Raw genomic sequence first — 26,198 nt, 5'->3', positions numbered from 1 at the left:
AACGAGGAGGTCATCATGACACGAACATGGATCTACGCCCTTGCCGCCAGCCTGACCGCAGGCACCGCCCTCGCCGATTGCGCCACCGAGGCGGAGATCGAGGCCTTTGTCGCTGACTACCTGTCCAACACACCAACACAGGCTCTAACAAGGGACGGGAGCATCGAAGATGCGCTCTGCACCCAGGCCAAACTTGCCATCGCGATGGAGCCGCACAAGGGGCCGATTGCGGGCTACAAGGCCGGGCTGACCAGCAAACCGGCACAGGAGAGGTTCGGCGTGTCCGAGCCGGTGCGCGGCGTGCTTTACCGCGATATGATGCTGCCGGACGGGGCCGAGGTGCCCGCGAACTGGGGCGCTAGGCCGGTATTCGAGGCGGACTTGATCCTTGTGGTGGGCGATGCGGCAATCAATCAAGCGACAACGCCGGAAGAGGTGCTGACCCATGTCTCAGCCATACATTCCTTCATCGAACTGCCCGATCTGACGCTGGCCGAGGGCGAGCCCATCACCGGCGTCACGCTGACCGCCATCGGCGTGGCCCCGAAACTGGGCGTGCTGGGCGCTGCAATACCGGTTGAGGACCCGGCTGCAATGGCACAGGCGCTGGGTGACATGCAGGTCACGCTGGCGGCGGCGAACGGAGAAGTTCTGACACAGGTTCCGGGCAAGGCGGTACTGGGTCATCCGGCCAATTCCGCCCTATGGCTGATGTCCAAGGGCATCGAATTCAAGCCCGGAGACATGATCTCGGTCGGATCTTTCGGCCCGCTGTTCCCGCCCGCCAAGGGCAAGGGCGGAGCAACGGCGACCTATACCGGCCTGCCAGGCGATCCATCGGTCAGCGTTGTGTTCACGGATTAACGCCGCCCTTCACGCAACCATCCGGCAAGCAAGAAACCACTGGCCAACAGCAGCACCAGCCACGGCGGCAGCAACCCGGCCTGCGTGACATCCCGCGTCTCATAGGCGCCGCGCGGGGTCAGGCCGATCCATCCGCGCCCCGCCGCCGGGCGTCCTTCGCGCACGGTGCGGACCGAGGGCAATCCGTCCTCTAGCCGGATCACCCCGCCGCGCAGATCGGCCAGCACCGGGCCCACGATCTCGTCGGTGGCAATCGTGCGCTCGAACTCCTTCGGGGCGGCGGGGCCAAGACCGATCACCGCCTCATGATCGCCTTCGCGCAAACGATAGAGCCCGATTTCCGGCCCCTGATACAGCGCCTCGTAGCGGCCCGGCGAGACCTCGTCCAATATCACCTCGACGGTGCTGCCATCGGGGTTGGTCACGGTCACGGGGCCAATTTCAGTCTCTAACGTGCGGCGAATGATGCGCATGGTCTGGCCACTGGCCTCGGCCCACAGCGCCTCTTCCTCAAGCTCGGGCTCTTTCATCATCCAATGCGCCAGCCGCCGCAACAGCTCCAGCTGCGGTCCGCCACCCTCGTATCCCCGGCTCCAGAGCCAGGCATGGTCCGAGGCCAACAGCGCTACCCGGCCCTCGCCCACGCGGTCGAGCACCAGCAGGGGCCGCTCGTCAATCCCGGTCATCAGCATCTGACCCGAGCGCGGCTTGACCTCGATCTGCCGCAGCCACGCGCCCCATTCTTCGTCGGTGGTCAGCCCGGAGGTCACCGGATGGCGCTCGCCCAATTCGGTCACTTCTGGCACATAGCGTTCTTCGATCACCCGCGCGGTCGGCTGCGCGGGCAGGATCGGCGCCAGCGGTGAGCGAAAGATACTGTCGGCGGTCGCAAAATCCGGCCCCGCCGCCACCAGAACCGCACCGCCGCCATTCACATATTTGGTGACGTTGTCCAGATAGATCGCGGGCAGGATGCCGCGCCGCTTGTAGCGGTCGAAGATGATCAGGTCGAAATCCTCGATCTTTTCCAGAAACAGCTCGCGGGTGGGAAAGGCGATCAGCGACAGCTCGTCCACCGGCACGCCATCCTGTTTCTCGGGCGGGCGCAGGATGGTGAAATGCACCAGATCCACCGAACTGTCCGATTTCAGCAGGTTGCGCCATGTGCGCCCGCCCGGATGCGGCTCGCCCGAGACCAGCAGCACCCGCAGCCGGTCGCGCACGCCGTTCATCTGGATCAGCGCGGTGTTGTTGCGGTCGGTCAGCTCGCCCTCGGCGGCAGGCACCGAGAACTGGATCACGTTGCGCCCGCCATGGGACAGGGTGACCGGCAGCTCGATGTCCTGACCGACGGGCAGGTCGAAGCGCTCTGGTTCTCCCCCATCCACCGACAGTTCCAGCGGCGCCAGAGGTCGCGAGTCCGGCGCGGCCCCGCTATCCTCGATCCGCAGGGTCAGGGTGACCGGCTCGCCAATGATGGCAAAGGCCGGCGCGTTGCGCACGATCAGGCGCCGGTCCCAGTCATCCTCGCGTCCGGTGAGCAGCAGATGCATCGGCGCGGGCAGTTCCGGGGTCTGTTCGATGTCATGCACCAGACCGTCAGACAGCGCGATGATCCCGGCGATGCGCGCACGCGGTTCCTCGGCCAACGCCTCGGAGAGGGCGGTCATCACCTGTGTGCCCTCGTCACTTTCGCTGTCACGGACGCGAATGCGGCGCAGCTCGGTATTGTCGCGCGCTTCGATGACCGAAGCGAGCTGATCTGCGGCCTGCGCCGTCTGATCAGCCCGATCCGACAGGGTCTGACTGGCGCTTTCATCCTCGATCATCAGCACGATGTCGGTCAGCGGCGCGCGGTCCTCGATCTGATAGACCGGCCCGGCAAGAGCACCGATGACCACAAGCGCCGCCAGCCCGCGCAGCGCCCAGCCCGAGAGGCCTCGCCAGAGCGCCAGCACCACGCCACCTACCGACAGGGCAGCCACGACGGCCAGTATCGGCCATGGGATCAGCGGATCGAATATGACGGTTCCGGTCATTGTCCCAACCTGTCGAGCAAGGCGGGCACGTGGACCTGATCGGATTTGTAATTCCCGGTCAGCACATGCATCACCAGATTGACGCCGAAGCGATGGGCCAGCTCACGCTGACGTTCACCCGCATAGCCGCGCCCGACCGGCAGCAGCGCCTGACCGTTGCGGTCCACAGCCCAGGCGCTGGCCCAGTCATTGCCGCCGATCACCACCGGCGTGACCCCGTCATTGAGATTGCGGAACGGCATCCCCTCGATCTGCTGGGCATCGGGCGGCGCGGCCTCAACCCAGACCTCAGGGCCGACATAGCGGCCCGGGAAATCCTGAAGCAGGTAAAAGGCGCGGGTCAACACATGGTCGCGCGGCACTGGTTCCAGCAGCGGGATGTCCAGCGGCGCGGCCAGTTGTTGCAGCTTACGCCCATTCGGGCTGGCGGTGCCGAACCGGGCGATATCGGCGTCGCGGGTATCGAACAGGATCATGCCGCCCGAACGAAGATAGGCGTTGAGTTTGGAGTAAGCCTCGTCCGAGGGCAGCGGCTGATCCGGTGTAACCGGCCAGTAGAGCAGCGGGAAAAAGGCCAGCTCGTCGCGTTCGAGGTCAACACCAATTGGCGCGGCGGGCTCGACCGAAGTGCGATAGAACAGCGTGTCCGACAGGCCGCGCAACCCGGCCAGCGCCACATCGTCTACTTTTTGATCCCCGGTCAGAACATGGGCCAGAACCAGCTCGTTGGTGGAGGACAGGGCAAAGCTGGTCTCGGCCCCCTCCTGCGCGTGCCCCTGCGGTGCGGCGATCACCGCGCCCAGTATCAGAGCCGTAGCGCGCGCAAGGCCCAGGCGCCCCGAAAGCGCCAGCGAGGCGATGACGTCGATCACCAGAAGGATCAGCGCAAAGCTCAGCAACGGCCCGCCCAGCGGGGTCTCGCGGTTACGCTCCTGCCCGCGGACAGGCACGTCGGCGGGCCAGACGGCGGGGCTCAGTTCGGCCTCTTCGGACAGCACATTGAGCGCCAGCCGCTGCTTGCCGTTCTCGTAGATGCCGGGCCGCAGATCGGGGCCGATCTCACCGCTGGCGAGCAAAACCCCATCGATCCCTGCGAGATTGCCCGCATCCGACAGCCCGCCAAACCCGTCGAGCACCTGCGCGGGCGCCCAGGTGGTGCCCTGCAACTGCGCCTCTTCCCGCGCTTTGGCAGCCGAGGCCACGGCCAGCCGGTCCAGCATCTCGACGAACAGGCCCGAGAGCGGCAGGCTGGACCATTCCGCATCTGCCGTCACGTGGAACAGCACCACTTGCCCCAACCCCAGCGCCTTGCGGGTGACCAGCGGCGTGCCATCGCTGAGCGAGGCGATTGCGCGGTTGGCCAGATTGGGATCGGGCTGCGCCATAACTTGCGTGGTCACGGTCACATCCTCGGGCACGGTCAGGCCGTGGAACGGCGAAGTCTCGGCGAAGGGTGCCAGCCCCTTGGCCTCACCCCAGCTCATCGCGCCGCCCACCGTGCGGCCACCGCTGCGTAGGCGGACGGGCAGCAGGATATCCTCTTCATCGCGGCCAAGATCGCTGGCGGCCATGCGCGGCCCGGCAAAGCGCAGCAGCAGCCCACCCTGTTCGATCCACTCGACCAGCTCCGCCTCTTCCTGCCCCGACAGCGTGGCCACATCCGCCAGCACGATCACGTCCGGCTTGGCGGGCAGCACCTCAAGCAGCGTGCCATCGACGAAATCCGCCGTGGGGATCAGCACCTGCGTCAGGTAATGCAGCGGTGAGAGCAACTCCAGCCCCTCACGGTTGCGGTTGCCGGCGATCAGCGCGACCTCGCGGCGGCGCAGGCTGTCATCGGTCAATGTGATGGCACCGGCAGAGCGCAGGCTCTGCAACTCGAACCGAGTGATCCGCGCCCGCAGTTCCGACGGCAGGGACAGGGCGGTTTTCGCCTGCGTCTCGCCCTCGGCAAACTCGGCGGTGGCGGATTGCAGCATGCGCATATTGCCCGCCGGGTCACGGCCCTGCGCCAGAATCGTCACGCTCTGCACCCCGTCGGGCCGCGAGCGGGTGGCGGTCAGTTGAATGGCGCCGTCCTCATACCGCGCGGGCAACAGGCCGATAACCGGCGCGTCGGTCTGAAACACGGTGACCGCGCCGCGGGACTGCAAGGCCGGGAGCAATTGCGCGCGCCCGTCATAGTCCACGGCATCGCTGAACCAATGGGTGTCAAACCCGCCCTCCAGCGTGTCAAGACCGCTCAGCGCCGCCTCGATCAGCGCCGCATCCGGCTGCCACGGCATCGGCATCAGGCCCGGCAGGCGGCTGCGCCAGGCCTCGGCGGATTGAAAGACCGGGGGTTCGGGATCGCTGAGCCGCAGCAACGCCACGGGCCGCCCGGCGCGTCCCGCCTCGGTCAGTTGTGTATCGATCAGGCTCAGCCTGCGGGACCAGTCAGAGGCACCGGCCCAGCTGGCGTCGAATACCAGCAGCAAAGGCCCAGTGCCGGTTTCATCCCGCGACGGATTCAGAACCGGTCCAGCCAGCCCGATGATCAGCGCCGCCGCCGCCAGCATCCGCAGCAGCAGCAGCCACCAGGGCGTGCGGTCCGAGACGCTTTCGTCATCCTGCAAGCCCAAAAGCAGCGTCACCGCCGGGAACAGTCGCCGGATCGGCGCGGGCGGCACGGCCCGCAGGATGATCCACAGCACCGGCAGTGCCAGCAGCCCCAGCAAAATCCAGGGCGCGGTAAAGCCGATGCCTGCAATGACGGTCATCGGGTTCCCCCATCCAGCGCACGATAGAGCCACAACAGAGCCGCCTGCGCGCTGTCACCGGTGTGGTGCAGGCCCAGCTGCCAGCCGGTCGCACGGCAGAGCTGCAGCAGCGCATCCTTGCGCCGCGCCAACCGGTCCAGATACCGCTCGCGCAGATCGCCCGCCTTGAGCGTTTCGTGCCTGAGCGAGCCGCCGACGCTTTCGAAAATCGTCCGGCCCCGGTACGGAAAGGTCTCTTCTTTCGGGTCCAGCACCTGCAACAGAATGCCCCGCACGCCCCGATCGGCGGCCTTGGTCAGCGCCAGCTCCACTTCCTCGAGATCACTGAGGAAATCCGAGATGAACACGGCGCGCGAATGCGGGATCATGGCGCGATGCTTGGGCGGTGCGTAATCATGCGCCTCGTCCTGCGACCAGGCCTCGGCCAATCGGATGATCTGCGCATTGCCGCGCCGGGGTGGCAGGGTGGTACCGGTCAGGCCCACACGCTCACCCCCGCGCACCAATAGGATCGATGTGGCCAGGCCCAGCAGCCGGGCCCGGTCGGCCTTGGGCGGCAGGTTCTTATCCGAGGAAAACCGCATCGACGCGCCCTGGTCGACCCACAGCATCACCGACTGCGCGATCTGCCACTCGCGCTCGCGCACATATTGCTGATCGCCCCGGGCCGAGCGGCGATGGTCGATCATCCGCTTGCTGTCACCGGTCTGCGCCGGGCGATACTGCCAGAAATCGTCCCCCAACCCAGCGCGGCGGCGGCCGTGATCGCCCAGCAGGACAGTGCCCGCAAGATGTTCGGCCCGTGCCAACAGCGGGGGAAGTCGGGCCGCCTCAGCCTCGGATCTTTCGCGTAAGGAGAGCGCGGCGTTCACGCCGCTGCCTCGTTGCGGGTCAGGCTGGCAGCGGTGCTGTCAATCAGCTCGGCCAGGCTGTCACCGCGGGCACGGGCGGCAAAGTTCAGCGCCATCCGGTGGCTGAGCACCGGGCGCGCCATGTCCAGCACATCCTCGGCATTGGGCGCCAGCCGCCCCTGCAGCAGTGCACGCGCCCGCACGGTCATCATCAGTGCCTGCGCGGCACGCGGGCCAGGCCCCCAGGCCACGGTTTCCGCGACACGCTCGGACACGCCGGGCTCATCGGGACGGAAAGCGCGGACCAGATCGAGGATCAGTTCAACCACAGACTCCCCAACTGGCATCCGCCGCAGCAGGACCTGCGCGGCCAGAAGTTCCTCGTGGGTGAACACCTGCGAGGCCTCCTCCTCCTCGACCCCGGTGGTGGCGATCAGGACGTCGCGCTCGGTTGCGCGGTCGGGATAGTCGACATCGACCTGCAGCAGGAAGCGGTCCAACTGCGCCTCGGGCAGAGGATAGGTGCCTTCCTGTTCGATCGGGTTTTGGGTGGCCAGCACATGAAACGGCACACCCAGTGAGCGATCCTCGCCCGCCACGGTCACCGTGCGCTCCTGCATCGCCTGCAACAGCGCCGATTGCGTCCGCGGGCTGGCGCGGTTGATCTCATCCGCCATCAGAAGCTGGCAGAAGATCGGCCCGGAGATAAAGCGGAAATGGCGGCTGCCATCCTCGGCGGTATCCAGCACCTCGGATCCCAGAATATCGGCAGGCATCAGGTCCGGCGTGAACTGGATGCGGTTGCCATCCAGCCCCATCACGGTCGACAACGTCTCGATCAACAGCGTCTTGCCCAGCCCCGGCAAACCGATCAACAGCGCGTGCCCACCACACAAAAGCGCAGTCAGGGTCAGGTCCACAACCCGCTCCTGCCCGATGAAGCGGCGGGTGATCGAGGACTTGGCCAATTGCAGCTTCTCTTCCAGCGCTTCGATCTCGGCGACAAGGTCGGCAGGTTCGGACATGACTTTCCTTTCCGTCGGCATGTATGCTTGGAGTGTATCGCGCTGAGAGGAAATGGCAAAAACAATGAGCGAACAAAATGCTGTGACACCTTCAGCAGATGGCATTGCTGCATCGGTCAAGGCGGTGGAATCAAGGGGCCTTCCGCCGGTCCACCTGTGGAACTCGCCCTTTTGCGGCGATCTGGACATGCGGATCGCGCGGGACGGGACATGGTTTTATCTGGGCACGCCGATCAACAGGCCTGAGATGGTTCGGCTTTTTTCGTCGATCCTGAAGCTGGAGGACGGCAAATATTTTCTGGTCACGCCGGTTGAAAAGGTGGGAATCACCGTCGACGACGCGCCCTTTGTCGCCACCGATTTCGAGGTATCGGGCGAAGGAGAGATGCAGCAGCTCACATTCACCACCCATGTCGGTGATACCGCCATCGCGGGGCCCGGCCATCCCATCCGCGTTGAGCGCGACTCTGAGACGGGCGAGCCGTCGCCTTATATCCTGATCCGCGCCGGGCTTGAGGCACTGATCGACCGCAAGAGCTTTTACCGGCTGGTCGAATTGGGGACGCATCACGACGGATGGTTCGGCCTGTGGTCTTCGGGGCAGTTCTTTCCGGTGATTCCAGCGGAAGAGTTGGAGGCGACTGAAACGAGTTCTCTTTAGGTCGACGATCACGCCTGTGATCACCTTGGAAAGGGGGCTCTGCCCCCGTCGCCCAAGGGCGACTCCCCCGGGATATTTTTGAACAGAAGAAGCTGGGGATGCGCTCTTTCCCCTATGCACCCGGGCCGGTATGTCTGGAGCGCCCAGTGCGAGAGCCCAATGCCAAGATTTGCCGCCAATCTGTCCCTGCTGTTCGACGAACTACCCTATCTGGACCGCTTTGCCGCCGCCGCTGCTGCCGGATTCGAAGCGGTGGAGATCCTGCTTCCCTATGAACTAGCCGCCAAAGAGACGCGCCGCGCTTTGCTGGCCAACGGGCTGGAATTGGTGCTGATCAACGCACCACCGCCAAACTACGCCGGTGGTCAGCCCGGTTATGGCGCGGTGCCGGGCGGAGAGGCGCGGTTTCAGTCCGACATCCGCAGGGTGCTGCGCTATGCCGAGGTGCTGCGGCCCGGGCTGATCCATGTGATGGCGGGCTATGTGTCCGGGGACGAAGCCGCCGAAACACTCGTACGAAACCTGCAATGGGCCGCCGACGCCGCACCCACTCAGCGCTTCACCATCGAACCGTTGAACCCGATCTCGCAGCCCGACTACTTCCTCAACGACTACGATCTGGCGGTCGAGATTCTGGACTGGGTCGACCGCCCCAATGTCGGGCTACAGTATGACAGTTTTCACGCGGAAATGATCCATGGGGACGCGCAAGCGGTGTGGGAGCAGTTCCGGGCTCGCGTCTTCCACGTCCAGATCGGTGCGGCCCCGGACCGGTCCGAACCCGGCCGTGGACCCATCGATTTCCAACGCCTTTTCAACGCGATAGATCAAAGCGGCTATACAGGCTGGGTCAGTGCCGAATACACGCCCTCTACTGCGCGGACCGAAGCATCTCTGCACTGGATGAGCCTGTGATGTGCACGGGCGCACTGGATTTCACATCTCAAGTGTTGCATGTGATGCGCTAACCCAGCTCAAGGAACGCCCGTATGATCCCAGCACGTTTCGCCCCTGCCCTGTTCGGCTTCATTGTTTCGGGGCTGATGTCCTGCATCGTGACCTGCATCGCCACGATCAGGAATGTCGGCCTGGGCCCCGAAACCTTCGGCAAATGGATGGGCGCCTGGACGCTTAGCTGGCCCGTCGCATTTGCTGTGATCCTCGTCGTCGCCCCGCTGGCCCGGCGGCTGGTGGCTCGTCTGGTCAGGCCCGAAGAGGCCTGACCAGACGCGAAGAGGGCCCGCTGGGCCTGATGAGGGGCGCGTTCCCTAGTGCGCCTCGGCCCAGTTGGCCCCCCGTCCGGCATCAACGATAAGCTTCACATCCAGCTTCACCGCCGGATCGGCTGCGCCTTCCATGACCTGACGCGCGGCGGCGACGGTGTCGTCCACCGCGTCCTCGACCACCTCGAACAGCAGTTCGTCATGCACCTGCAACAGCATCTTTGCGGGCAGATCCGCAATCGCGTCAGGCATCCGCACCATGGCGCGTCGGATTACATCCGCCGCCGTGCCCTGAATCGGTGCGTTAATCGCCGCGCGGCGGGCAAAACCCGCATGCGGCCCCTTGGCGTTGATCTCGGGCGTATGAATACGACGACCAAACAGGGTCTGCACATAGCCATGCTCCTTGGCGAAGGCGATGGTATCGTCCATGTAGCGCCGGATGCCCGGGAACCGTTCGAAATAGCGGTCGATGAAACCCTGCGCCTCGGCCCGCGGGATGCGCAGGTTGCGAGCCAGACCAAAACCGGAAATGCCGTAGATCACACCGAAATTGATCGCCTTGGCCTGCCGCCGGATATCCGGGGTCATCTCATCCAGAGGGACGTCGAACATCTCGGACGCGGTCATGGCGTGAATGTCCAGACCATCCGAAAATGCCTGTTTCAGAGCCTGAATATTGGCGATATGCGCCAGAATCCGCAGCTCGATCTGGCTGTAGTCGAGCGACAGCAACACATTGCCCGGCTCGGCAATGAACGCCTCGCGGATGCGGCGGCCTTCCTCGGTCCGCACGGGGATGTTCTGGAGGTTCGGATCGGTCGAGGCCAGCCGCCCGGTACTTGCGCCGGTGATCGAATATGAGGTGTGCACCCGCCCGGTATCGTCATTGATATGGGTCTGCAGCGCATCCGTGTAGGTCGATTTCAGCTTGCTGAGTTGCCGCCAATCCAGCACCCGGCGGGGCAATTCATGCTCGGTTGCCAGATCCTCAAGAACATCCGCGCCGGTCGAGTATTTTCCGGTCTTGCCCTTCTTGCCGCCCTCAAGCCCCATCTTGTCGAACAGGATCTCACCCAACTGCGCGGGTGAGCCCACATTGAAGGTGTCACCCGCCAATTCGTGAATCTCGGCCTCAAGCCCCGCCATCTTCTGCGCGAACGCATTGGACATGCGGCTGAGAACCTCGCGGTCGACCTTGATCCCATGCATCTCCATCTCGGCCAGCACCGGAATCAGCGGGCGTTCCAAAGTCTCGTAAACCGTGGTCACCTGTGCCCGGTGCAACTGCGGCTTGAACAACTGCCACAGGCGCAGGGTGATATCCGCATCCTCGGCAGCATAGGCGGTGGCCTCGTCGACCGAGACCTTGTCGAAGGTGATCGCCGACTTACCCGATCCCAGCAGCGGCTTGATCGGGATCGGCGTGTGGCTCAGATACCGCTCGGACAGCATGTCCATCCCGTGCCCATGCTCTCCCCCATGCATAGCGTAGGACATGAGCATCGTATCATCGACCGGGGCCACATTGACGCCGTAGCGAGCAAAGATCTTGGCGTCGTATTTCATGTTCTGCCCGATCTTCAGGACCGAAGGATCCTCAAACACCGGCTTCAACAGTGTCAGAGCCTCATCCACCGGCATCTGCCCCTCGGCCAGGTCGTCCGTGCTGAACAGATCATCGCCCGCCCCCTGCCGATGGGTCAGCGGGATGTAGCAGGCCGTGCCCGGCTCAACGCAAAGCGAAATGCCCACCAGCTCAGCAATCATCTCATTCAGCCCGGTGGTCTCGGTATCCACCGCCACCCAGCCGCGCTCATACGCAGCATCGACCCATTTCTGCAAAGCCGCCGCATCGCGCACGCATTCGTATTTCCCGGCATCAAACGGGATGTCCTCAGGCACCGCCTCATCAGCCGCAGGTGCGGGTGCATCAGCGATCACTGGCGCCTCGACACCCAGTTGCCCGGCAATCCGCTTGGTGAGCGTGCGGAACTCCATCTCGGCCAGGAACCCCATCAGCTTCTCGGGCTCGGGGTCCTTCACCTCAAGATCGTCCAGCGTGAAATCCAGCGGTGTTTCCGCATCCAACTGCACCAGCTTCTTCGACAGCTCGATCTGGTCGCGTTTTTCGATCAGCGTCTCACGTCGCTTGGGCTGTTTGATCTCCTCGGCTCGGTCCAGCAGCGTTTCCAGATCGCCAAACTCGTTGATCAGGAGCGCGGCAGTCTTGACCCCGATCCCCGGCGCCCCCGGCACGTTGTCCACACTGTCGCCCGCCAGCGCCTGCACATCCACCACACGCTCGGGGCCGACTCCGAATTTCTCGAACACCCCGTCGCGGTCGATGCGCTTGTTCTTCATCGCATCCAGCATCTCGACCCCGTCACCGACCAACTGCATCAGATCCTTATCGGAACTCACGATGGTCACGCGTCCGCCCGCGTCCCTCGCCTGCACCGCCAAGGTGGCAATGATGTCGTCGGCCTCATAACCCTCTTTCTCCTTGCAGGCGATGTTGAACGCCACGGTCGCCTGGCGGGTCAGCGGGATCTGCGGGCGCAGATCCTCGGGCATCGCCTCGCGATTGGCCTTGTACTGGTCGTAAAGCTCATTGCGGAAGGTGTGCGAGCCCTTGTCGAAGATCACCGCCACATGCGTAGGCGCATCCGGCCCGGTGTTCCCCTCGACATATTTCTGCAGCATGTTGCAGAACCCGGAAACGGCACCAATCGGCAACCCATCCGATTTCCGCGTCAATGGCGGCAGTGCGTGATAGGCGCGAAAAATGAAGGCCGATCCATCAATCAGATGCAGGTGACACCCTTTTCCGAACTCACTCATGCGCCCTCTCCCTGTCGGTCAGAACCGGTTCTGCCACAGGGTCGCACGGGTGGCCAGTCAAGAACGCGATCTAGCCACCAAGGAGGCCCGAAAAGAAGTCCGAGAAACTGTGCAGCAAGGCCATGATGACGAGCACGCCAAGCAGAGCCAGAAACGCCCAGGCAAAGAACTGGAACAGGATCGCTCCCGTGCCGATCACGATGCCAGCTATCGCAGGGCGCATCTTTTCGTGGCGCAGCAGACCTACGGCAGACAGAATGATCGCGATCCCTCCCAGCATAGAGACGCCGATGCGTAAATAGTCGTCCGTGTCCCGAGCCTGGGTGACCGGTTCCGGCTGTTCCAAACCGGCGGCAGCCCGCAGGGTGGATTTCCCGATCTCGGCAGCAAGTTCCCCAAGAGAGACGCCCGTGGACTGTTGCGGCACAAACGGCCCGGCCCAGAACACGAACAAGGCAGCCATCAGGGCGATCGAACCCACGATGAACCCTAGCCAACCGAAAACGGGGCTCTGGATGTCCTTGGCGGAAATGTCAGTCATCGCGCTCTCCCACGCCGTTGCGCGGCGTCGGTACCATCAAAACGCGGCGAGACTTTGGCGTTATGATCTGCCGAACAGAGCTCAGGCCTGCTCGGTGCCCTTCAATACGTATTTGCAGTCGCAATACGGACACTCGACCCAGCCCTGATCCTCGGGGATCTGCAACCACACGCGCGGATGTCCCAACGCCCCTTCGCCGCCGTCACAGGCGACGCGGGTTGTCTCGACGATCTTGGTTTCCGGCGCTTCGATGGTCATCGCTGGCGATCCTTCTTGAGTTGTCGGCCTCGCGGGCATGCAGTAGGTGCGTTTATGAGCGATGAGTTGAGCAGGGGCAAGAGCCGCAAATGACCGATGATGCGATCCGGATCGAGGGGCTGAGGAAAACCTATCGCGGCACCCGTGGCCAGCCCGACAAACAGGCGCTGAAGGGGATTGATTTGACGGTGCCGCGCGGCTCGGTCTTTGGCCTGCTGGGGCCGAACGGGGCGGGCAAATCGACCCTAATCAACATTCTGGCCGGGCTGGTGGTCAAGACGAGCGGCAAGGTGACGATCTGGGGCTTCGATCAGGACGCCAACCCGCGTCAGTCCCGCGCCTCGATCGGGATAATGCCGCAGGAGCTGAACCTCGACCCGTTTTTTACTCCGCGCGGCGCCTTGGAGGTGCAGGCCGGCCTTTACGGTGTGCCCAGATCTCAGCGCCGCAGCGATGAGATTCTCGACATGATCGGTCTTTCGGACAAGGCCGAGGCCTATGCACGCACCCTCTCAGGCGGGATGCGACGGCGGCTGTTGCTGGGCAAGGCGCTGGTGCACCGGCCGCATGTGCTGGTTCTGGACGAGCCTACGGCGGGCGTGGATATCGAGCTGCGCCAGATGCTCTGGGCCAATGTGCGCAAGCTGAATGCGCAGGGTATGACCATCATCCTAACCACCCATTACCTGGAAGAGGCGCAGGAGATGTGCGACGAGATCGCCATCATCAATCATGGCGAGTTGGTGGCGCAGGACAGCACCGCGAACCTGCTGGGGCGGCTCGATGCGCGCGCGATGGTGATCGTACCGGACGCCCCGGTGGCAACCCTGCCGCAAGCGGATGGGATCGAGGCGCATATGCGCGACGATGGCGCGCTGATCCTGCAGTATCACAGCCAGCACACCAGCGCCGAGCAGGTGCTCGAAGCAGTGCGCGCCGCCGGTATCTGCATCCGAGATGTCAAGACCGAGGAAGCGGACCTTGAGGATGTCTTTCTGGCGCTGACCGCCGGGCGGTGACAAGAATTTTGGAAAATTCTTGGCGCGAGCTGGAGAGGGTAGCGCCAAAGACCTGATTGCGGCCTTCGCTCAGTTCTACTCCCGATCAATCCGCGCCTGATAGCAGTTGTTGCGGGATGACCGCACATGGATATAGGCCACATCATCGCGCGCAAAAATCCGGGCCACTGCAACACCGATCTCATCGGTCGGCGTCACGGCACCTGTGCCATAGACAATCCGGTCATCCCTCCCGTAGCCCTTGATCAGGTAGTCCGGAGAATTGATCAGCGCCTCCGGCATCTCGCCATCTTCTTCATACCGTGCGCAAGGCCTGGCACATAGAAAGATCGGGCCGGTTTCGGCGTATGGATGTGTCTCTGAAAAGGGCCGATGGGCCAATATCAGCATCTCCTCGCCTTCCGGGATGTAACGCAGGCAATGACGGCAGGGATTGCCGCCCCCGTCCGACACGGCGCGTTCGGGCGCGTTGCCATAGGCGTCGGGCTGACCGGCCTGATAGGCGCGAACTTCATCAGTGGGCAGGGCGGTGATCCTGAACATGTGCTCTCTCCTTTTCTGCCTCCGACCATGCGCCACCCGGTACGTAGAAACGACCCGTTTCCTGCGCAATGACGAGAAAGACTCGAAAAAGAACAAAACGTGAATATAATAGAGAATCGCCATGTATGCCGAATTATCGATCACCTCGAACTTCACCTTCCTCACCGGGGCCTCGCACCCCGAGGAATACATGGCGCGCGCCGTCACGCTGGGCCTGCCCGCCATCGCCATTGCCGATGACAATTCGGTGGCCGGGATCGTCCGCGCCCATACCGAGGCGCGCGAGATCGCCCGCAAGGTGCGCGAGCGTCAGGCGTGGGAGACACAGAACACCCAAATCGGCCCACCGCGCCCGGGTCACATCCCGAAACCGCCCTCATACCCGATCTACGACATTCCCCGGCTGATCCCGGCGGCCAGACTGATCTTCACCGACGCACCCCCCGTCACCGCCCTGCCGCTGAACCGGCAAGGCTGGGCCAGCCTTTGCCGCCTGCTCTCCACCGGGCGGTTGCGCGCCGAAAAAGGCGACTGCATTCTCCACCTGTCCGACCTCGAGGAATTCTCCGACGGTCTCCACCTGTTGCTCTGGCCACAGGCACCGACGTCTCAGGGCGGCGCGGGTGAGTGGGTGCCACAGGCGGAACAGTTGGCGCGCCGCTTTGCCGGGTGGATGCATCTGCTGCTCAGCCCCCGATACGATGGCGCAGATACTGCTTATTTCGCCGAATTAGAGGCTGAATCGCAAAAACTCGACCTCCCCATAATCGCCAGCGCCGCGCCGCTGATGCATCACGGGCGCCGCCGTAAGCTAGCCGATGTGGTGAGTGCCATCCGCCTGCGCTGCAAGGTGGACGAACTGGGCCACAACGCGCTGGTCAATGGCGAACAACGCCTGCGTTCCAAGGATGAGATGCTGCACATCTTCAAGGGGTTCGAAGGGGCCGTGACCGAGGCGCACAGATTGAGCGAACAACTCACCTTCTCCCTCGACGAGCTGCGCTATGAATATCCCGACGAGGGCAGCGAGCATGAAACCCCGGCCCAGCGCCTGCACCGCCTGGCGCATGAGGGGCTCGCCTGGCGCTACCCGGCAGGCTCGCCGGACAAGGCCAAACAGATGCTGGCGCATGAGCTTGCCCTGATCGGCAAGCTGAAATACGAGCCCTATTTTCTCACCGTCCGCGACATCGTCACCTTCGCCCGGTCACGCCACATCCTGTGTCAGGGACGCGGCTCGGCGGCCAATTCGGTGGTCTGTTTCTGCCTCGGTATCACCGAGGTCTCCCCTGAAATGGGCACCATGGTGTTCGAACGCTTCGTCTCCGAGGCGCGCGACGAACCGCCCGATATTGACGTCGATTTCGAACATGAACGGCGCGAAGAGGTGATCCAATGGATCTACCAGCGCTATGGCCGCGAACGCGCGGGCATCTGCGCCACGGTCATCCATTATCGCGGTAAGCGCGCCATCCGCGAGGTGGGCCGCGCCATGGGGCTGACCGAGGACACGATCTCGGGGCTCAGTTCCCAGCTCTGGGGGTTTTTCTCGGCCGAAGGGCTTGAGGCGCAGAGGATGCGCGAGATCGGCCTCGACCCCGAGGATCGCCGCCTGCAGCAGACCATGGCATTGGTTTATGAAATCGTGGGCTTTCCCCGCCATCTATCACAGCATGTGGGCGGCTTCATCATCACCGAGGGGCGGCTGGATGAGCTGGTTCCGATCGAAAACGCCACCATGGAGGACCGCACGGTCATCTGCTGGGACAAGGACGACATCGACTCGCTTGGCATTCTCAAGGTCGACGTGCTGAGCCTTGGCATGCTTACCTGCATCCGCAAGGCGTTTGACCTGATCGGGCAGCATCACCAGACCCACTACACGCTGGCCACCCTGCCGCCCGAGGATCCCAAGGTCTATGACATGCTCTGCGTGGCGGATAGCATCGGCGTGTTTCAGGTGGAAAGCCGGGCGCAGATGAACTTTCTGCCCCGGATGAAGCCACGCAAATTCTATGACCTTGTCATTGAGGTCGCCATCATCCGCCCCGGCCCCATTCAGGGCGACATGGTGCACCCCTATATCCGGCGGCGGAATGGAGAAGAGCCGGTCGTTTTCCCCTCGGATGCGCTGGGCGAAGTGCTGGGCAAGACAATGGGGGTACCGCTGTTTCAGGAACAGGCGATGCAGATCGCCATCGTCGGTGCCGGCTTTACGCCGGAACAGGCCGACCGGCTGCGCCGCTCGCTGGCGACCTTCAAGAAACATGGCAATGTCAGCGAGTTCCGCTCGCTCTTCCTGCGCGGCATGGAGCGGAACAACTATGATCGGGAGTTTGCAGAGCGCTGTTTTTCCCAGATTGAGGGCTTTGGCTCTTACGGCTTTCCCGAAAGCCATGCCGCCTCTTTCGCGCTGCTGGTCTATGCCAGCGCCTGGATCAAGTGCCACCACCCGGGCATCTTTGCCTGCGCGCTGCTGAACGCGCAGCCGATGGGGTTCTACGCGCCCGCCCAGATCGTGCGCGATGCGCGCGAGCATGGGGTTGAGGTGCGCCCGGTCTGCATCAACTCCAGCTATTGGGACAACGTGATGGAGCCTGACGGGCGCGGTGGTCTGGCGCTGCGGCTGGGGTTCCGGCAGATCAAGGGGGTCTGCGAAGAGGATGCCGAATGGCTGACCGCCGCACGCGGCAATGGCTACCACGAGATCGAGGATATCTGGCGCCGTGCCGGGCTTGGCCCGTCGGTGATCGAGCGGCTGGCCGAGGCGGATGTGTTCGCAAGCTGTGGCCTGACCCGGCGCGAGGCGCTATGGCATGCCAAGGCGATTGCCAGCACCAAACCCCTACCGCTTTTTGCACAGGACCTAGAGGGCGAGGTTCTGGACGAACCGGCAGCTTACCTGCCGCAGATGGCGTTGGGCGAGCAGGTGGTCGAAGATTACGTAGCCATGCGCCTCAGCCTCAAGGCGCATCCGGTGGCCTTGCTCCGGCATCTGCTGACGCCGGTGCAATACACGCGCGCAGAGGGCGCGATAGAAGGCAGCGCGCCCTAGTTCCGCCGCAGCAGGAACAATCCCCCTTCGATATCGCTGACCAGGATCGTCCCCGACGGCAGATAGGGGTATGTACCCCAGGCACCGTTAAAAACCGCATCATCGACCGGGTCCTCGATATAAGTGTCGAACAGCGCCGCCTCTTCGGGGTTCAAGGCCTCGATATTCTGCGGATCGGAAATGTCGAGCACCGTCAGGCCCCGGCGGTAGTTCGAGATGTAATACTCATTGCCCAGCGTAAAGCCATTGTGGTCGATGGCACCGGTCGGGCCGGTCCATGTCGCGGTGATGCTCGGGTTTTCCAGATCCCGCAGGTCCAGCACACGGACGGTCGTGTTCAGTTGGAGGTCCTGCTCGTCAAGCTCATCCTGAATCAGGACGAAATTCTTGTCCTCGGTCCACCAGCCAGAGTGGATATAGACCTTGTCCGGATAGGTGATCGTGCTCAGCAGCCGGGCGTTGCCCTTGTCCGTCACGTCCCAGATATCGACGGCATCCTCGGAATAGTCGATCAGAACCTCGCAGGGCTGACCCGAACAGACATTGGCCCGGTCGTCGTCGATGCTCATCGTCGTTGCGTCATGGGAATAGGTCGCGTCCGACGGCGGTGACTGCACCAGAACCGGATTGACCGGATCGCTCACATCCAGAACGAAGAACGCCCCGATGGTGGACGGATCACCGAAATCCGAGCCCAGAATGTAGACGAACGGCGTCAAGCCGGGCAGCGCCGCGCCGGTGGAATAGTCGACATTCGAGATGTAGACGTTATGCGCGACATCAACCAGATCGAGTGTGGCGGCCTGAGTGATCCGGTCCGGCAGCTCGGTCAGGTCGATGATGACGATGCCATGGGTTTGTGCGGCGCGGTCATCGGCTGTCACATAGGCATAAGCCTTCCACCGGTTTTCCGCATCGTCGAAGAACTGATAGACCTTGATGTCCCGCCAGATGGTGGGCAGGCCCGGGATGGTCCCGATTTCCTTGGGCTGTTCCGGATCGGTGACGTCCACTACTGCGGTGCCGTTCTGCAGCCCGATGATCGCATATTCCCGATTGTCGTTCAGATCGACAAATCCCCAGATGTCATTCGCTTCGCCGGGGCTGGATGAAAACGCGCCCAGCGGCATCTGGGCGATGCGGTTGATGCCCTTGCAAGGGTGACCGTCCGCCATGCCGGCTTCGCACGCTGCCGGCCCCTTGAGGGCGGCGTCACGCGCCGCAGGCGAAATGGTCCGGTGTTTGCGGTCCTGCTGCAGCCGGATACCGCTGCCGGCAAGCGCGGCCCGATCCGAGACCGAAGGGCCGGTGACAACGGTTGCCAGCGCCGCCACATTGGGCGCAGCAGCTGTTGCGGCAAAGTTGCTGGCCCGCGCGAAACCGCCCGCGATCTGCACCTGCCGCTCGTTTGCCTGCGCCAAGGTCTCGGAATCCAGGTCGAAATAACCTTCGCTGACCCGAATCTCCTGACCTTCCGCCGCTTGTGACACGGCATAGGCAATCGTCTGGCACGGATCGTCGGGGTTCGTACAGTCACCGGTATCTGCACCCCCTTCCGAGACATAGCCGGTCTGCTCACCCGGCTGTTCGGCCTGCGCCAGTATGATCTCGCCCTGCGCCAGTTCGGACGGATCGTCCGGCACCAGAAGGAACCCGTTCTCGGCCAGCCGCGACCGGTACGCAGTGTCGGGGCCGACCAGAACCGTGACCCGGTGATCGTTCGTCCGGTTCTCGAATTTCTGCTCGGGATCGAACCCGCCGCGAATGCGGATGACGCTGCCGAGAAGTTTCAGCGCCTCTTCGCGCCGCTCGGTCGGAAAGCGGAACATACCATGCGCCACACGGATCTCGTCACCTTTTTCGGCCTTCGACAGGGCATAGGAAATGGTGCCGCAAGGTTTCTCGGGGTTGATGCATTTGCCTTCGTCAACACCCCCTTGGGCCACGAAAAGACTGGGATATCCGTCGCCATGTGACAGAGCCACACTCGGGTGCAATGCGACCACAAGCACGGTGGCCAGCGCGGTTGAGAGGATCGGTTTCAAGGCCGTCATTATAATAACTCCCTAATTGGGAAGAACAGCGCAGGCGATTTTCTCGCCGCCCCCTCTGGGCAAGCGCAAGTCTTCGCTGGCTTCCGGATGAGCGTGCAGAACCACGGATCGGCCCCGGAACTGGTCCAGTTGCAGCCGATAGCTGAGAATCCGTGAATCCGTCACGCCATGTTCGTCTGTGTAGACCGCAGGCAGATCACCAAGCGGTCGTGGTTTTCGCCCGGGCGGCGGCGGATCGTCGTCCGGCATTTCCATACCGTCCATGTTATGTGCCATTTCCATACCGCCCTCACTATCCGCCATGTCCATGCCGTCACTGCCGCTGGTCATCCCGGGCATGTTCGCCATGACGCCGGTCGGGTCGAAATGCATGCCGGAAGCGGCGCCCGCGACCCACTCTCCATCCTGAAGCTCCGGTTCGCAGGACGGGTTCTGATGCACATGCATGGCGTGCCAGCCGGACGGGAACTCGGACAACACCACGCGAATCTCGACCGATCCCGTGCCCTGCCTGACAGACAGGGTTCCCAACCGGTCATGCACACCCTGCGCCGATATTCTGTGAATGGGCGCTTCGATGGTTTCTGCCGCGACCATACAGGGCAGAGCGGTAAGGCATACAAGGGCAGCGTGCAGGATTTTCATCTCGACACTCTCCGATCTAGCGGATCAATTCTTGGACACGGGCGTTTCCGCACCGCCCGCGGCGCCCGCCACCGATGTCGGCGCAACACACGCGCCGGACTGGTTCGGGTCACAGATATTGTATCTCTGGAAGCTGTCCAGAAAGACGCCCGCATGGATGTCACCGGGAAACAAGGCCTCGGCGGCCAGAACTGTCAGCATGGCGAGATCGGGCATCCGGGCGCCAGCCGAGGAAATGCCAAACATGCCTTCGATAATGATTGCATCCGCGTCATCCATCGGTTTCCCAGCCGCGACAAGCGCCAGTTGAGCCTGGAAGAGCGGTGAGCCCCAAAGCTCATCCGACACCGCGCCGCCGCCAATCCCGACATGATCGGGATAGGTGCGCCCCGGATCATAAACCGCTCCGGTCATGTTTACCGACCGGCCCGCCCAGCAGGTGCCGCCATCCCAGTTGAACACCCGGTCCAACTGAAAGTTTGCGCCGCCAGTGGCACGCAGGCTCAGCGATGCGGCCAGGTAATCGCCGAACCCCTCGCCCATCGCGCCGGTATCACCACTGGTCCAGTTCGACCCCACGATATCGGCGTGGATGGCGTGGCCGTATTCATGCCAGATCACATCGGCGTCCTCATTGTCGTCGACGCAACCATGACCGAAGGCAAGCCGTCCTGAGCGGCCCGTTGTCAGATCAGGCACATGATAGGAGTTGTCGCCGCCATTGACACCGTTTGCGTCGACTTCAATCGGCCTTGCGACGATATCGATATAGCCCAGCGACCGCAGATACCGCTGTGTCTGGTCGATGTGATAATAGGTCATCGCATCGTTGAACCCGAGATCGCCGCGCAGGGCGGTCCAAATGCCGTCCGGCGTCGTTGTCGGATCGACAAACGGCCGGTCCCAGTCCACCACCTGAACCCAAGGACCCTCGAGGTGGAAAGCACCATCGCGTTCCGTCAATTCCATCAGTTCACGTTCCTGGTAAGCGTCGTCAAACGCGCTCGCGTCGGAGGTGTCGGTCAGGCTGGAATCCTGTAATGTGGTGATCGGATCAGGGTCAAACACCTGTGCCTTTCCGTTCGACACTGCTGCACTTGCCGCCACCGGTGCTGCCTCCATCGCCGACAATCTCTGCTGCAAGGCACGCATCTCGTAGTCGCGGAACAGTTCCAGCCGATCCGCCGTCGTTTCGGTTGCCGCGCGTTTGTGCGCGTCGCCAAGATCAGTTGCCCGATTGCGCGCCTGTATCACCTCGCCGGTCCCGGCGTCGATCAGATACTGCCAGTAGCCATAGGGCTCACTCACCGCGATATTGGCCTCATAGACCAGCCGAAAACCGCCATCCGAAGGAAGGTATTTCAGGCTAATTGTAGGCTGCTCCAGCACGGCGGCTCCATCCACCACACCAAGATCCTGCCACGCCGCGTCATAGGCGGCGTCCTCGGCGATAGCCGGCTCAGACGTCTTTTCGGCCGCAGCGTCGCCCGCCACGGGGTGGATATTGTTCGACACCCGGGTCACGACACCATCATTGCCCACCGACACGACGATCTCGCCGGTGACCACCTCAAGCCCGCCCAGAAATTGCCGGAAGACATAGTGCTTGCCCAACCGGGATTGCTGTTTCCGGGTTAGCTGCAACTCCGCAGCAGTGTCACTCAACCCGTAACGCTTTGAGTTCACAGCCAGAAATTGCAGCACCGAGACGCTTTCATCGATGCCAGCCAAGGTTTCCGCGCCGGTCATGGCGGCGGGAAGAGTGACCGCATTGCTGTCAATCAGATCGGACGTGATGACGTCCAGCCGGGGCGTCGTCCGTCCGTCGGTATGAAAGTTGCTCTCCTGCGCCGACGCATGCTGAAATGCAAAGCTTGCGAGTGTCACGGCGAGGATTTTCGTAGGCGTTCTTAGGAGAAGCATTGCGCCATTCCCCCTTAAAACAAGCTGTAACAAACCTTTGCCAGTGGCTCATCTTACCACGAATCAGCCTGCGGTTGAACGTCGGATGCCCGGGGCTTCCCAACCGCCGTCCTGAGAGGACAATGGTGCAAAATCCATCAGCGACCGCTGAGCCGAGTCCCCCGCCACTTGCGATGTGTCCGAGACGACCCAATCCATGCGCACAAAAAAGGCCCCGTCGGGGCCTGATTTTTGTAGGGGTGATGTCAGATCAACTGCTGAAGCCGCCGCTACCCATCTCGAGCGTCCACCAGATCTTGCCGCTGTTTTCCTGAAACCACGAGAAACCCATCTGGTTCGCCTTGGGATCCATGATCACCGAGCGCGGGCCCGGAGAATCCATCCACGCGGCCAGTGTCTCAAGCTCGGTTTCGTAGGTTTCCGAGATCGCCTCTCCGACCAGCGTGCCGGTGTATCCGGCCCGTCTGACCCGATCCAACGGCGACGAACCGTCGGAGCCGAAATGCCAGGGCCGGTTCTGCACCGACATGTCCCGGGCATGGGTTGCCGCTGCCGCATTCAGCCGCGCATCCAGCTGAACGGGCTGCAAACCCGAGGCCTGACGCAGCGCATTGACCGAATCAAGCATCCGGAACTGCAGTTTGTCCGAGTTGCCGCGAATCTTGTAAGGCGTCGGCAAAGGTTTGCCATCCGCACCCAGCGTCTGGGTGTTATTCGGTACGGTACATGCCGCAAGACCGACAAAACAAATGAGTAACAACGAAAGAATACGCGCCATGATCAGCCTGGTCCGTTTGTATCGCACAGGGGAATAGCGTGGTGTGTCCGCATGAGCAAATGCCCAAATGCCACGAACCGCCGGAATCGGCCAGTTTGATTTGCGACTGCGGCTTTCTGGCAATAAACTGCCGAAGATTTCCATGAGTGAACACATAAAAGGTCCGCCCACATGGTCAAGAAACACACTCAATCCGCCACGCGCCGCAGTTTTCTGACCGGCGCTGCCGCCACATTGGCCACGCCGGCCGTTGCACAATATATCCCCGGCGACCCGCTGCGCCCCGCGCCCGAGGCTGAACCGGCGGTCCGCCGCAACATCTCAAGTTTCCGGGCGCTTGACTGGCGGCCGTATTTCTCGAACACCAAAAACGGCGCGATTCTGGTCGATACAGTCTCGCGGGCGCTGCATTACTGGTCTGCGGATCAATCTGTCTACAAACTCTACCCATCCTCGGTTCCGCTGACGGACGAGTTGACACGCCGCGGACGCACCAGTGTGATCCGCAAGGTCGAGGGGCCGAGCTGGTCGCCCACACCGTCCATGAAAAAGCGCAACCCGGAATGGCCGGACTATGTGCCGCCCGGCCCCGATAACCCGCTTGGTACCCACGCGCTGTATCTGAGCTGGAAGTATTACCGTATCCACGGCACCCATGACACCCGCAAGATCGGGCGCCGTTCGTCGAATGGTTGTATCGGACTCTATAACGAGCACATTGCCGAGCTTTTCGGTATGGCAAAGGTGGGAACGCAAGTGTTGCTAATTTGACGACATTTCCATTCGCTGATCCATTGCGCCCGCAACTAGCGTTTGCAATCCCGCAACATTGCTGCTTAGAAAAAACCACGAGGTAAGTCTTGAGTGCGCGGTTCACGTATTGGGAATCGCGCAAATTCTGGAGGTTAATATGAAAAAACTCGTTCTCGCTGCTGCGCTGACCGCTGCTGCTTCGACCGCATCTGCGGGCAACCTGGAAGAGCCGATTGTTGAGGCACCGGTTGTTGTCGAAGAGACCCAGGGCTCGTCGCAAGGCATCCTGCTGCCCCTGATCCTGCTGGTCGTGGTGGCTGCTGCTGTTGCTGCAGGCTAAGTCGACGTAAGTCATCTAAGAAAAGGCGGTGGATTTCTCCACCGTCTTTTTTTGTGCCCGGAAGGTTGGCTGAATTAGTCCAGCCACCCCCTGAGGTTGTCCCGGATCACCTTGGCCAGTGCCGCGATATGGGCGTCCTCGTCGTTAAGGCAGGGGATGTAGGTAAAGCTCTCTCCCCCGGCCTCTTCAAAGCTCTCACGAATCTCTTCGTTAATCTCTTCCAGCGTCTCGATGCAGTCTGCGGAAAAGGCTGGCGCCACAACGGCGATGTTCTTTTTCCCTTGCCGCGCCAGCTCGGCCACGTGATCGACGGTGTAGGGTTTCAGCCATTCCTCGGGTCCAAACCGTGACTGGAAGGTCGAGACAATTCGGTCATCCCCCCATCCCAACCGCTCTTTGAGCAGCCGCGTGGTCTTGGCGCATTGGCAGTGATAGGGATCGCCCTGCGTCAGGTAGCGTTCGGGCATGCCGTGATAGGAGCAGACGAGGATATCCGGCTCAGCCTCCATCGCCGCATAGGCCCGCTCGATCGACTGCGCCAGCGCGTCGATATAGGCAGGTTCGTCGAAATAGGCCGGAACCGTGCGCGCGGCGGGCTGCCATGTCTCATCCATCAGGGCGCGAAAGAACTGGTCGTTGGCCGTGGCCGTCGTGGCACCCGCATATTGCGGATAAAGCGGGAAAAACAGGATGCGGTCGCACCCCTCGGCCACCATCTGCCGCACCTTGGATTTGGTCGAGGGATTGCCGTAGCGCATACAGAAATCGACCAGCACCCGGTCCCCATACTGTTCCTGCATCGCCGCCGCCACTTTGGCGGTCTGATCCTTGCTGATGGTCATCAGCGGGCTCTCGCCCTTGTCGTGGTTCCAAATCGACTTGTACGCCGCGCCCGAGCTGAACGGCCGCTTGGTCAGGATGATTCCCTGCAGGATCGGCTGCCATTTCCACTTCGGATAATCGATAACCCGCTGGTCCGACAGAAACTCGTTCAGATAGCGCCGCATCGGCCAGTACGAGTAGTCGTCGGGCGTGCCCAGATTGGCCAGCAGGATGCCCACGCGACCCATCTTGATTTGCGGATGATCGGCGGGGGCATGGGTGGGTCGGCTGGCGTCAAACATCACGGGCGTCCTGAATTGATCGGTTCCGCCCTGAGATAACGGGAATTCAGGCCCCGTCAATCGGACAGTTTGGTCTCATTTGTGCCAAGCGCCTCGGCCAGCCGCGCCTGAGCCGAGCCCGAGCGCAACGGTTTCGGCTGGCTTTCGTCCGGCGACCAGCCGGTCAGGCAGATCAGGTCAAACGTGGCGCGCAGCTTTCCATCGGATGTCGCGTAGTTCTGGGCATAAAGCGCGCTGGCGCGATCGAACACCGCCCGCCGGGTCGGGTGCTTAAGCCGTGAAGACAGCACGTTGGTCTCGGCCATCGCCCGCAGGTCCCGCATCAGATGTATCAGGTCGCGATATTCCGCAGTTAGAGCCACATTGTCCGCCACCGGCAGCGCCAGCCCGGCCCGTTGTAGCAACGCGCCCAGATCGCGGATCTCGCCCATCGGCGCGATCCGGGGGCTGAGCCCGCCTGTCACTTCGGCCTCGGCCTGCCCCAGCACCGCGCGCAGTTCGTGCAGCGTCTCGCCCCCCAGACACACGGCCAGCAGCAGGCCATCGGACTTCAACGCCCGGCGGCACTGGATCAGCTGGCCCACCGGATCGTTGGCCCAATGCAGCGCCACAGCGTGGACCACCAGATCATGAACGCCGGGCTGCAGTGCCAGCACCTCATCGTCCGCGACAATCCGCGCACCGGGCAGAATCTCGCCCCAAACCTGCGGAAATGGCGTGACCACGGCGGGCGCCGTAAACTCTCTCTTAACCATAGAGAGGCGATCCTGCACCTCGTCCACTGCGGCACGGTGCAGGAACAGGGCCTCGTCCTGCGCGCGGGCGCGCCGGGCGGCAAGGGTGGTGCGGTCGAACAGGGCCGGAATATCGGACGCGGGCATCTTCATGAGGCGCAGTTA

22 protein-coding genes are annotated in these 26,198 nt (G+C 62.7%); 8 read left to right on the top strand and 14 right to left on the bottom strand.

The annotated features are described in order from the left end of the window. Positions 1-15: 15 nt before the first annotated feature. Complete coding sequence (locus AB3N21_RS07405) at positions 16-864, top strand: 2-keto-4-pentenoate hydratase (protein ID WP_367934626.1); 849 nt, start codon at positions 16-18, stop codon at positions 862-864. Here the strand turns inward: AB3N21_RS07405 and AB3N21_RS07400 are convergent. The 4 genes from AB3N21_RS07400 to AB3N21_RS07385 are packed head-to-tail and all read right to left on the bottom strand — an operon-like array spanning position 861 to position 7,538. Then, positions 861-2,903, bottom strand: a complete 2,043-nt coding sequence (locus AB3N21_RS07400) for a hypothetical protein (protein ID WP_367934625.1) — start codon at positions 2,901-2,903, stop codon at positions 861-863. The two genes, AB3N21_RS07405 and AB3N21_RS07400, sit on opposite strands and share 4 nt — an antisense overlap. Beyond that, a complete protein-coding gene (locus tag AB3N21_RS07395; protein WP_367934624.1) occupies positions 2,900-5,662 on the bottom strand; it encodes a DUF4159 domain-containing protein in 2,763 nt (920 codons plus the stop codon). Before AB3N21_RS07395 ends, AB3N21_RS07400 begins: the two co-directional genes overlap by 4 nt. Beyond that, positions 5,659-6,534: a DUF58 domain-containing protein gene (locus AB3N21_RS07390; protein WP_367934623.1), complete on the bottom strand. Its 876-nt coding sequence runs from the start codon at positions 6,532-6,534 to the stop codon at positions 5,659-5,661. The genes AB3N21_RS07395 and AB3N21_RS07390 overlap by 4 nt, the downstream gene beginning before the upstream one ends. Further along, positions 6,531-7,538, bottom strand: coding sequence for an AAA family ATPase (locus AB3N21_RS07385; protein WP_367935063.1), 1,008 nt, complete (start codon positions 7,536-7,538; stop codon positions 6,531-6,533). The genes AB3N21_RS07390 and AB3N21_RS07385 overlap by 4 nt, the downstream gene beginning before the upstream one ends. Positions 7,539-7,602: 64 nt before the next feature. Between AB3N21_RS07385 and AB3N21_RS07380 the strand changes: the two genes are divergently transcribed. The 3 genes from AB3N21_RS07380 to AB3N21_RS07370 all read left to right on the top strand — a co-directional run bounded on the left by AB3N21_RS07380 (position 7,603) and on the right by AB3N21_RS07370 (position 9,422). After that, on the top strand, positions 7,603-8,199 hold the full coding sequence (locus AB3N21_RS07380; RefSeq protein WP_367934622.1) for a DUF1285 domain-containing protein: 597 nt from the start codon (positions 7,603-7,605) through the stop codon (positions 8,197-8,199). 159 nt (positions 8,200-8,358) lie between these two features. Continuing rightward, a complete protein-coding gene (locus tag AB3N21_RS07375; protein ID WP_367934621.1) occupies positions 8,359-9,114 on the top strand; it encodes a hydroxypyruvate isomerase family protein in 756 nt (251 codons plus the stop codon). A gap of 74 nt (positions 9,115-9,188) precedes the next feature. Continuing rightward, complete coding sequence (locus AB3N21_RS07370; protein ID WP_367934620.1) at positions 9,189-9,422, top strand: DUF2798 domain-containing protein; 234 nt, start codon at positions 9,189-9,191, stop codon at positions 9,420-9,422. Positions 9,423-9,467: 45 nt separating this feature from the next. Here AB3N21_RS07370 and polA read toward each other — a convergent pair whose 3' ends face one another. The 3 genes from polA to AB3N21_RS07355 all read right to left on the bottom strand — a co-directional run bounded on the left by polA (position 9,468) and on the right by AB3N21_RS07355 (position 13,065). After that, positions 9,468-12,266: a DNA polymerase I gene (gene polA, locus AB3N21_RS07365; protein WP_367934619.1), complete on the bottom strand. Its 2,799-nt coding sequence runs from the start codon at positions 12,264-12,266 to the stop codon at positions 9,468-9,470. A gap of 70 nt (positions 12,267-12,336) precedes the next feature. Next, entirely contained in the window at positions 12,337-12,807 is a 471-nt protein-coding gene (locus AB3N21_RS07360) for a hypothetical protein (protein ID WP_367934618.1), read from the bottom strand. Between the two features lie 81 nt (positions 12,808-12,888). Continuing rightward, positions 12,889-13,065, bottom strand: coding sequence for a zinc-finger domain-containing protein (locus AB3N21_RS07355; protein ID WP_171175347.1), 177 nt, complete (start codon positions 13,063-13,065; stop codon positions 12,889-12,891). A gap of 89 nt (positions 13,066-13,154) precedes the next feature. On the opposite strand from AB3N21_RS07355, the gene AB3N21_RS07350 reads away from it, so the two are divergent. Then, positions 13,155-14,084, top strand: coding sequence for an ABC transporter ATP-binding protein (locus AB3N21_RS07350; protein WP_367934617.1), 930 nt, complete (start codon positions 13,155-13,157; stop codon positions 14,082-14,084). 75 nt (positions 14,085-14,159) lie between these two features. On the opposite strand, the gene AB3N21_RS07345 is transcribed toward AB3N21_RS07350, so the two are convergent. After that, positions 14,160-14,627 (bottom strand): DUF1203 domain-containing protein, encoded by a 468-nt coding sequence (locus AB3N21_RS07345; protein ID WP_367934616.1) that lies wholly within the window; start codon positions 14,625-14,627, stop codon positions 14,160-14,162. A 121-nt stretch (positions 14,628-14,748) separates the two neighbouring features. On the opposite strand from AB3N21_RS07345, the gene AB3N21_RS07340 reads away from it, so the two are divergent. Then, positions 14,749-17,682 (top strand): error-prone DNA polymerase, encoded by a 2,934-nt coding sequence (locus AB3N21_RS07340; RefSeq protein WP_367934615.1) that lies wholly within the window; start codon positions 14,749-14,751, stop codon positions 17,680-17,682. Here the strand turns inward: AB3N21_RS07340 and AB3N21_RS07335 are convergent. From AB3N21_RS07335 to AB3N21_RS07320, 4 genes are all read right to left on the bottom strand, one after another. Further along, entirely contained in the window at positions 17,679-19,736 is a 2,058-nt protein-coding gene (locus AB3N21_RS07335; protein ID WP_367934614.1) for a choice-of-anchor B family protein, read from the bottom strand. The two genes, AB3N21_RS07340 and AB3N21_RS07335, sit on opposite strands and share 4 nt — an antisense overlap. A 12-nt stretch (positions 19,737-19,748) precedes the next feature. Next, positions 19,749-20,381 carry a superoxide dismutase family protein gene (locus AB3N21_RS07330; protein ID WP_367934613.1) on the bottom strand — a complete coding sequence of 211 codons (633 nt, stop codon included), beginning with the start codon at positions 20,379-20,381 and terminating at the stop codon, positions 19,749-19,751. Between the two features lie 24 nt (positions 20,382-20,405). Continuing rightward, positions 20,406-22,304 (bottom strand): M36 family metallopeptidase, encoded by a 1,899-nt coding sequence (locus AB3N21_RS07325; RefSeq protein ID WP_367934612.1) that lies wholly within the window; start codon positions 22,302-22,304, stop codon positions 20,406-20,408. 250 nt (positions 22,305-22,554) lie between these two features. Continuing rightward, a complete protein-coding gene (locus AB3N21_RS07320; RefSeq protein ID WP_367934611.1) occupies positions 22,555-23,226 on the bottom strand; it encodes a CAP domain-containing protein in 672 nt (223 codons plus the stop codon). 27 nt (positions 23,227-23,253) lie between these two features. Between AB3N21_RS07320 and AB3N21_RS07315 the strand changes: the two genes are divergently transcribed. Then, positions 23,254-23,853 (top strand): L,D-transpeptidase, encoded by a 600-nt coding sequence (locus AB3N21_RS07315; protein ID WP_367934610.1) that lies wholly within the window; start codon positions 23,254-23,256, stop codon positions 23,851-23,853. A gap of 139 nt (positions 23,854-23,992) precedes the next feature. Continuing rightward, entirely contained in the window at positions 23,993-24,175 is a 183-nt protein-coding gene (locus tag AB3N21_RS07310; RefSeq protein ID WP_171175333.1) for a hypothetical protein, read from the top strand. Between the two features lie 74 nt (positions 24,176-24,249). Here the strand turns inward: AB3N21_RS07310 and hemH are convergent, their stop codons facing one another. Both hemH and AB3N21_RS07300 read right to left on the bottom strand, forming a co-directional pair. Next, positions 24,250-25,299, bottom strand: a complete 1,050-nt coding sequence (hemH, locus tag AB3N21_RS07305; RefSeq protein ID WP_367934609.1) for a ferrochelatase — start codon at positions 25,297-25,299, stop codon at positions 24,250-24,252. A gap of 56 nt (positions 25,300-25,355) precedes the next feature. Further along, complete coding sequence (locus tag AB3N21_RS07300; protein WP_367934608.1) at positions 25,356-26,186, bottom strand: methyltransferase domain-containing protein; 831 nt, start codon at positions 26,184-26,186, stop codon at positions 25,356-25,358. Between the last annotated feature and the right edge of the window lie 12 nt (positions 26,187-26,198).

The organism is Ruegeria sp. (assembly GCF_040830605.1).
Classification (GTDB): domain Bacteria; phylum Pseudomonadota; class Alphaproteobacteria; order Rhodobacterales; family Rhodobacteraceae; genus Ruegeria.
This window is presented reverse-complemented; position numbering and strand designations above follow the sequence as displayed.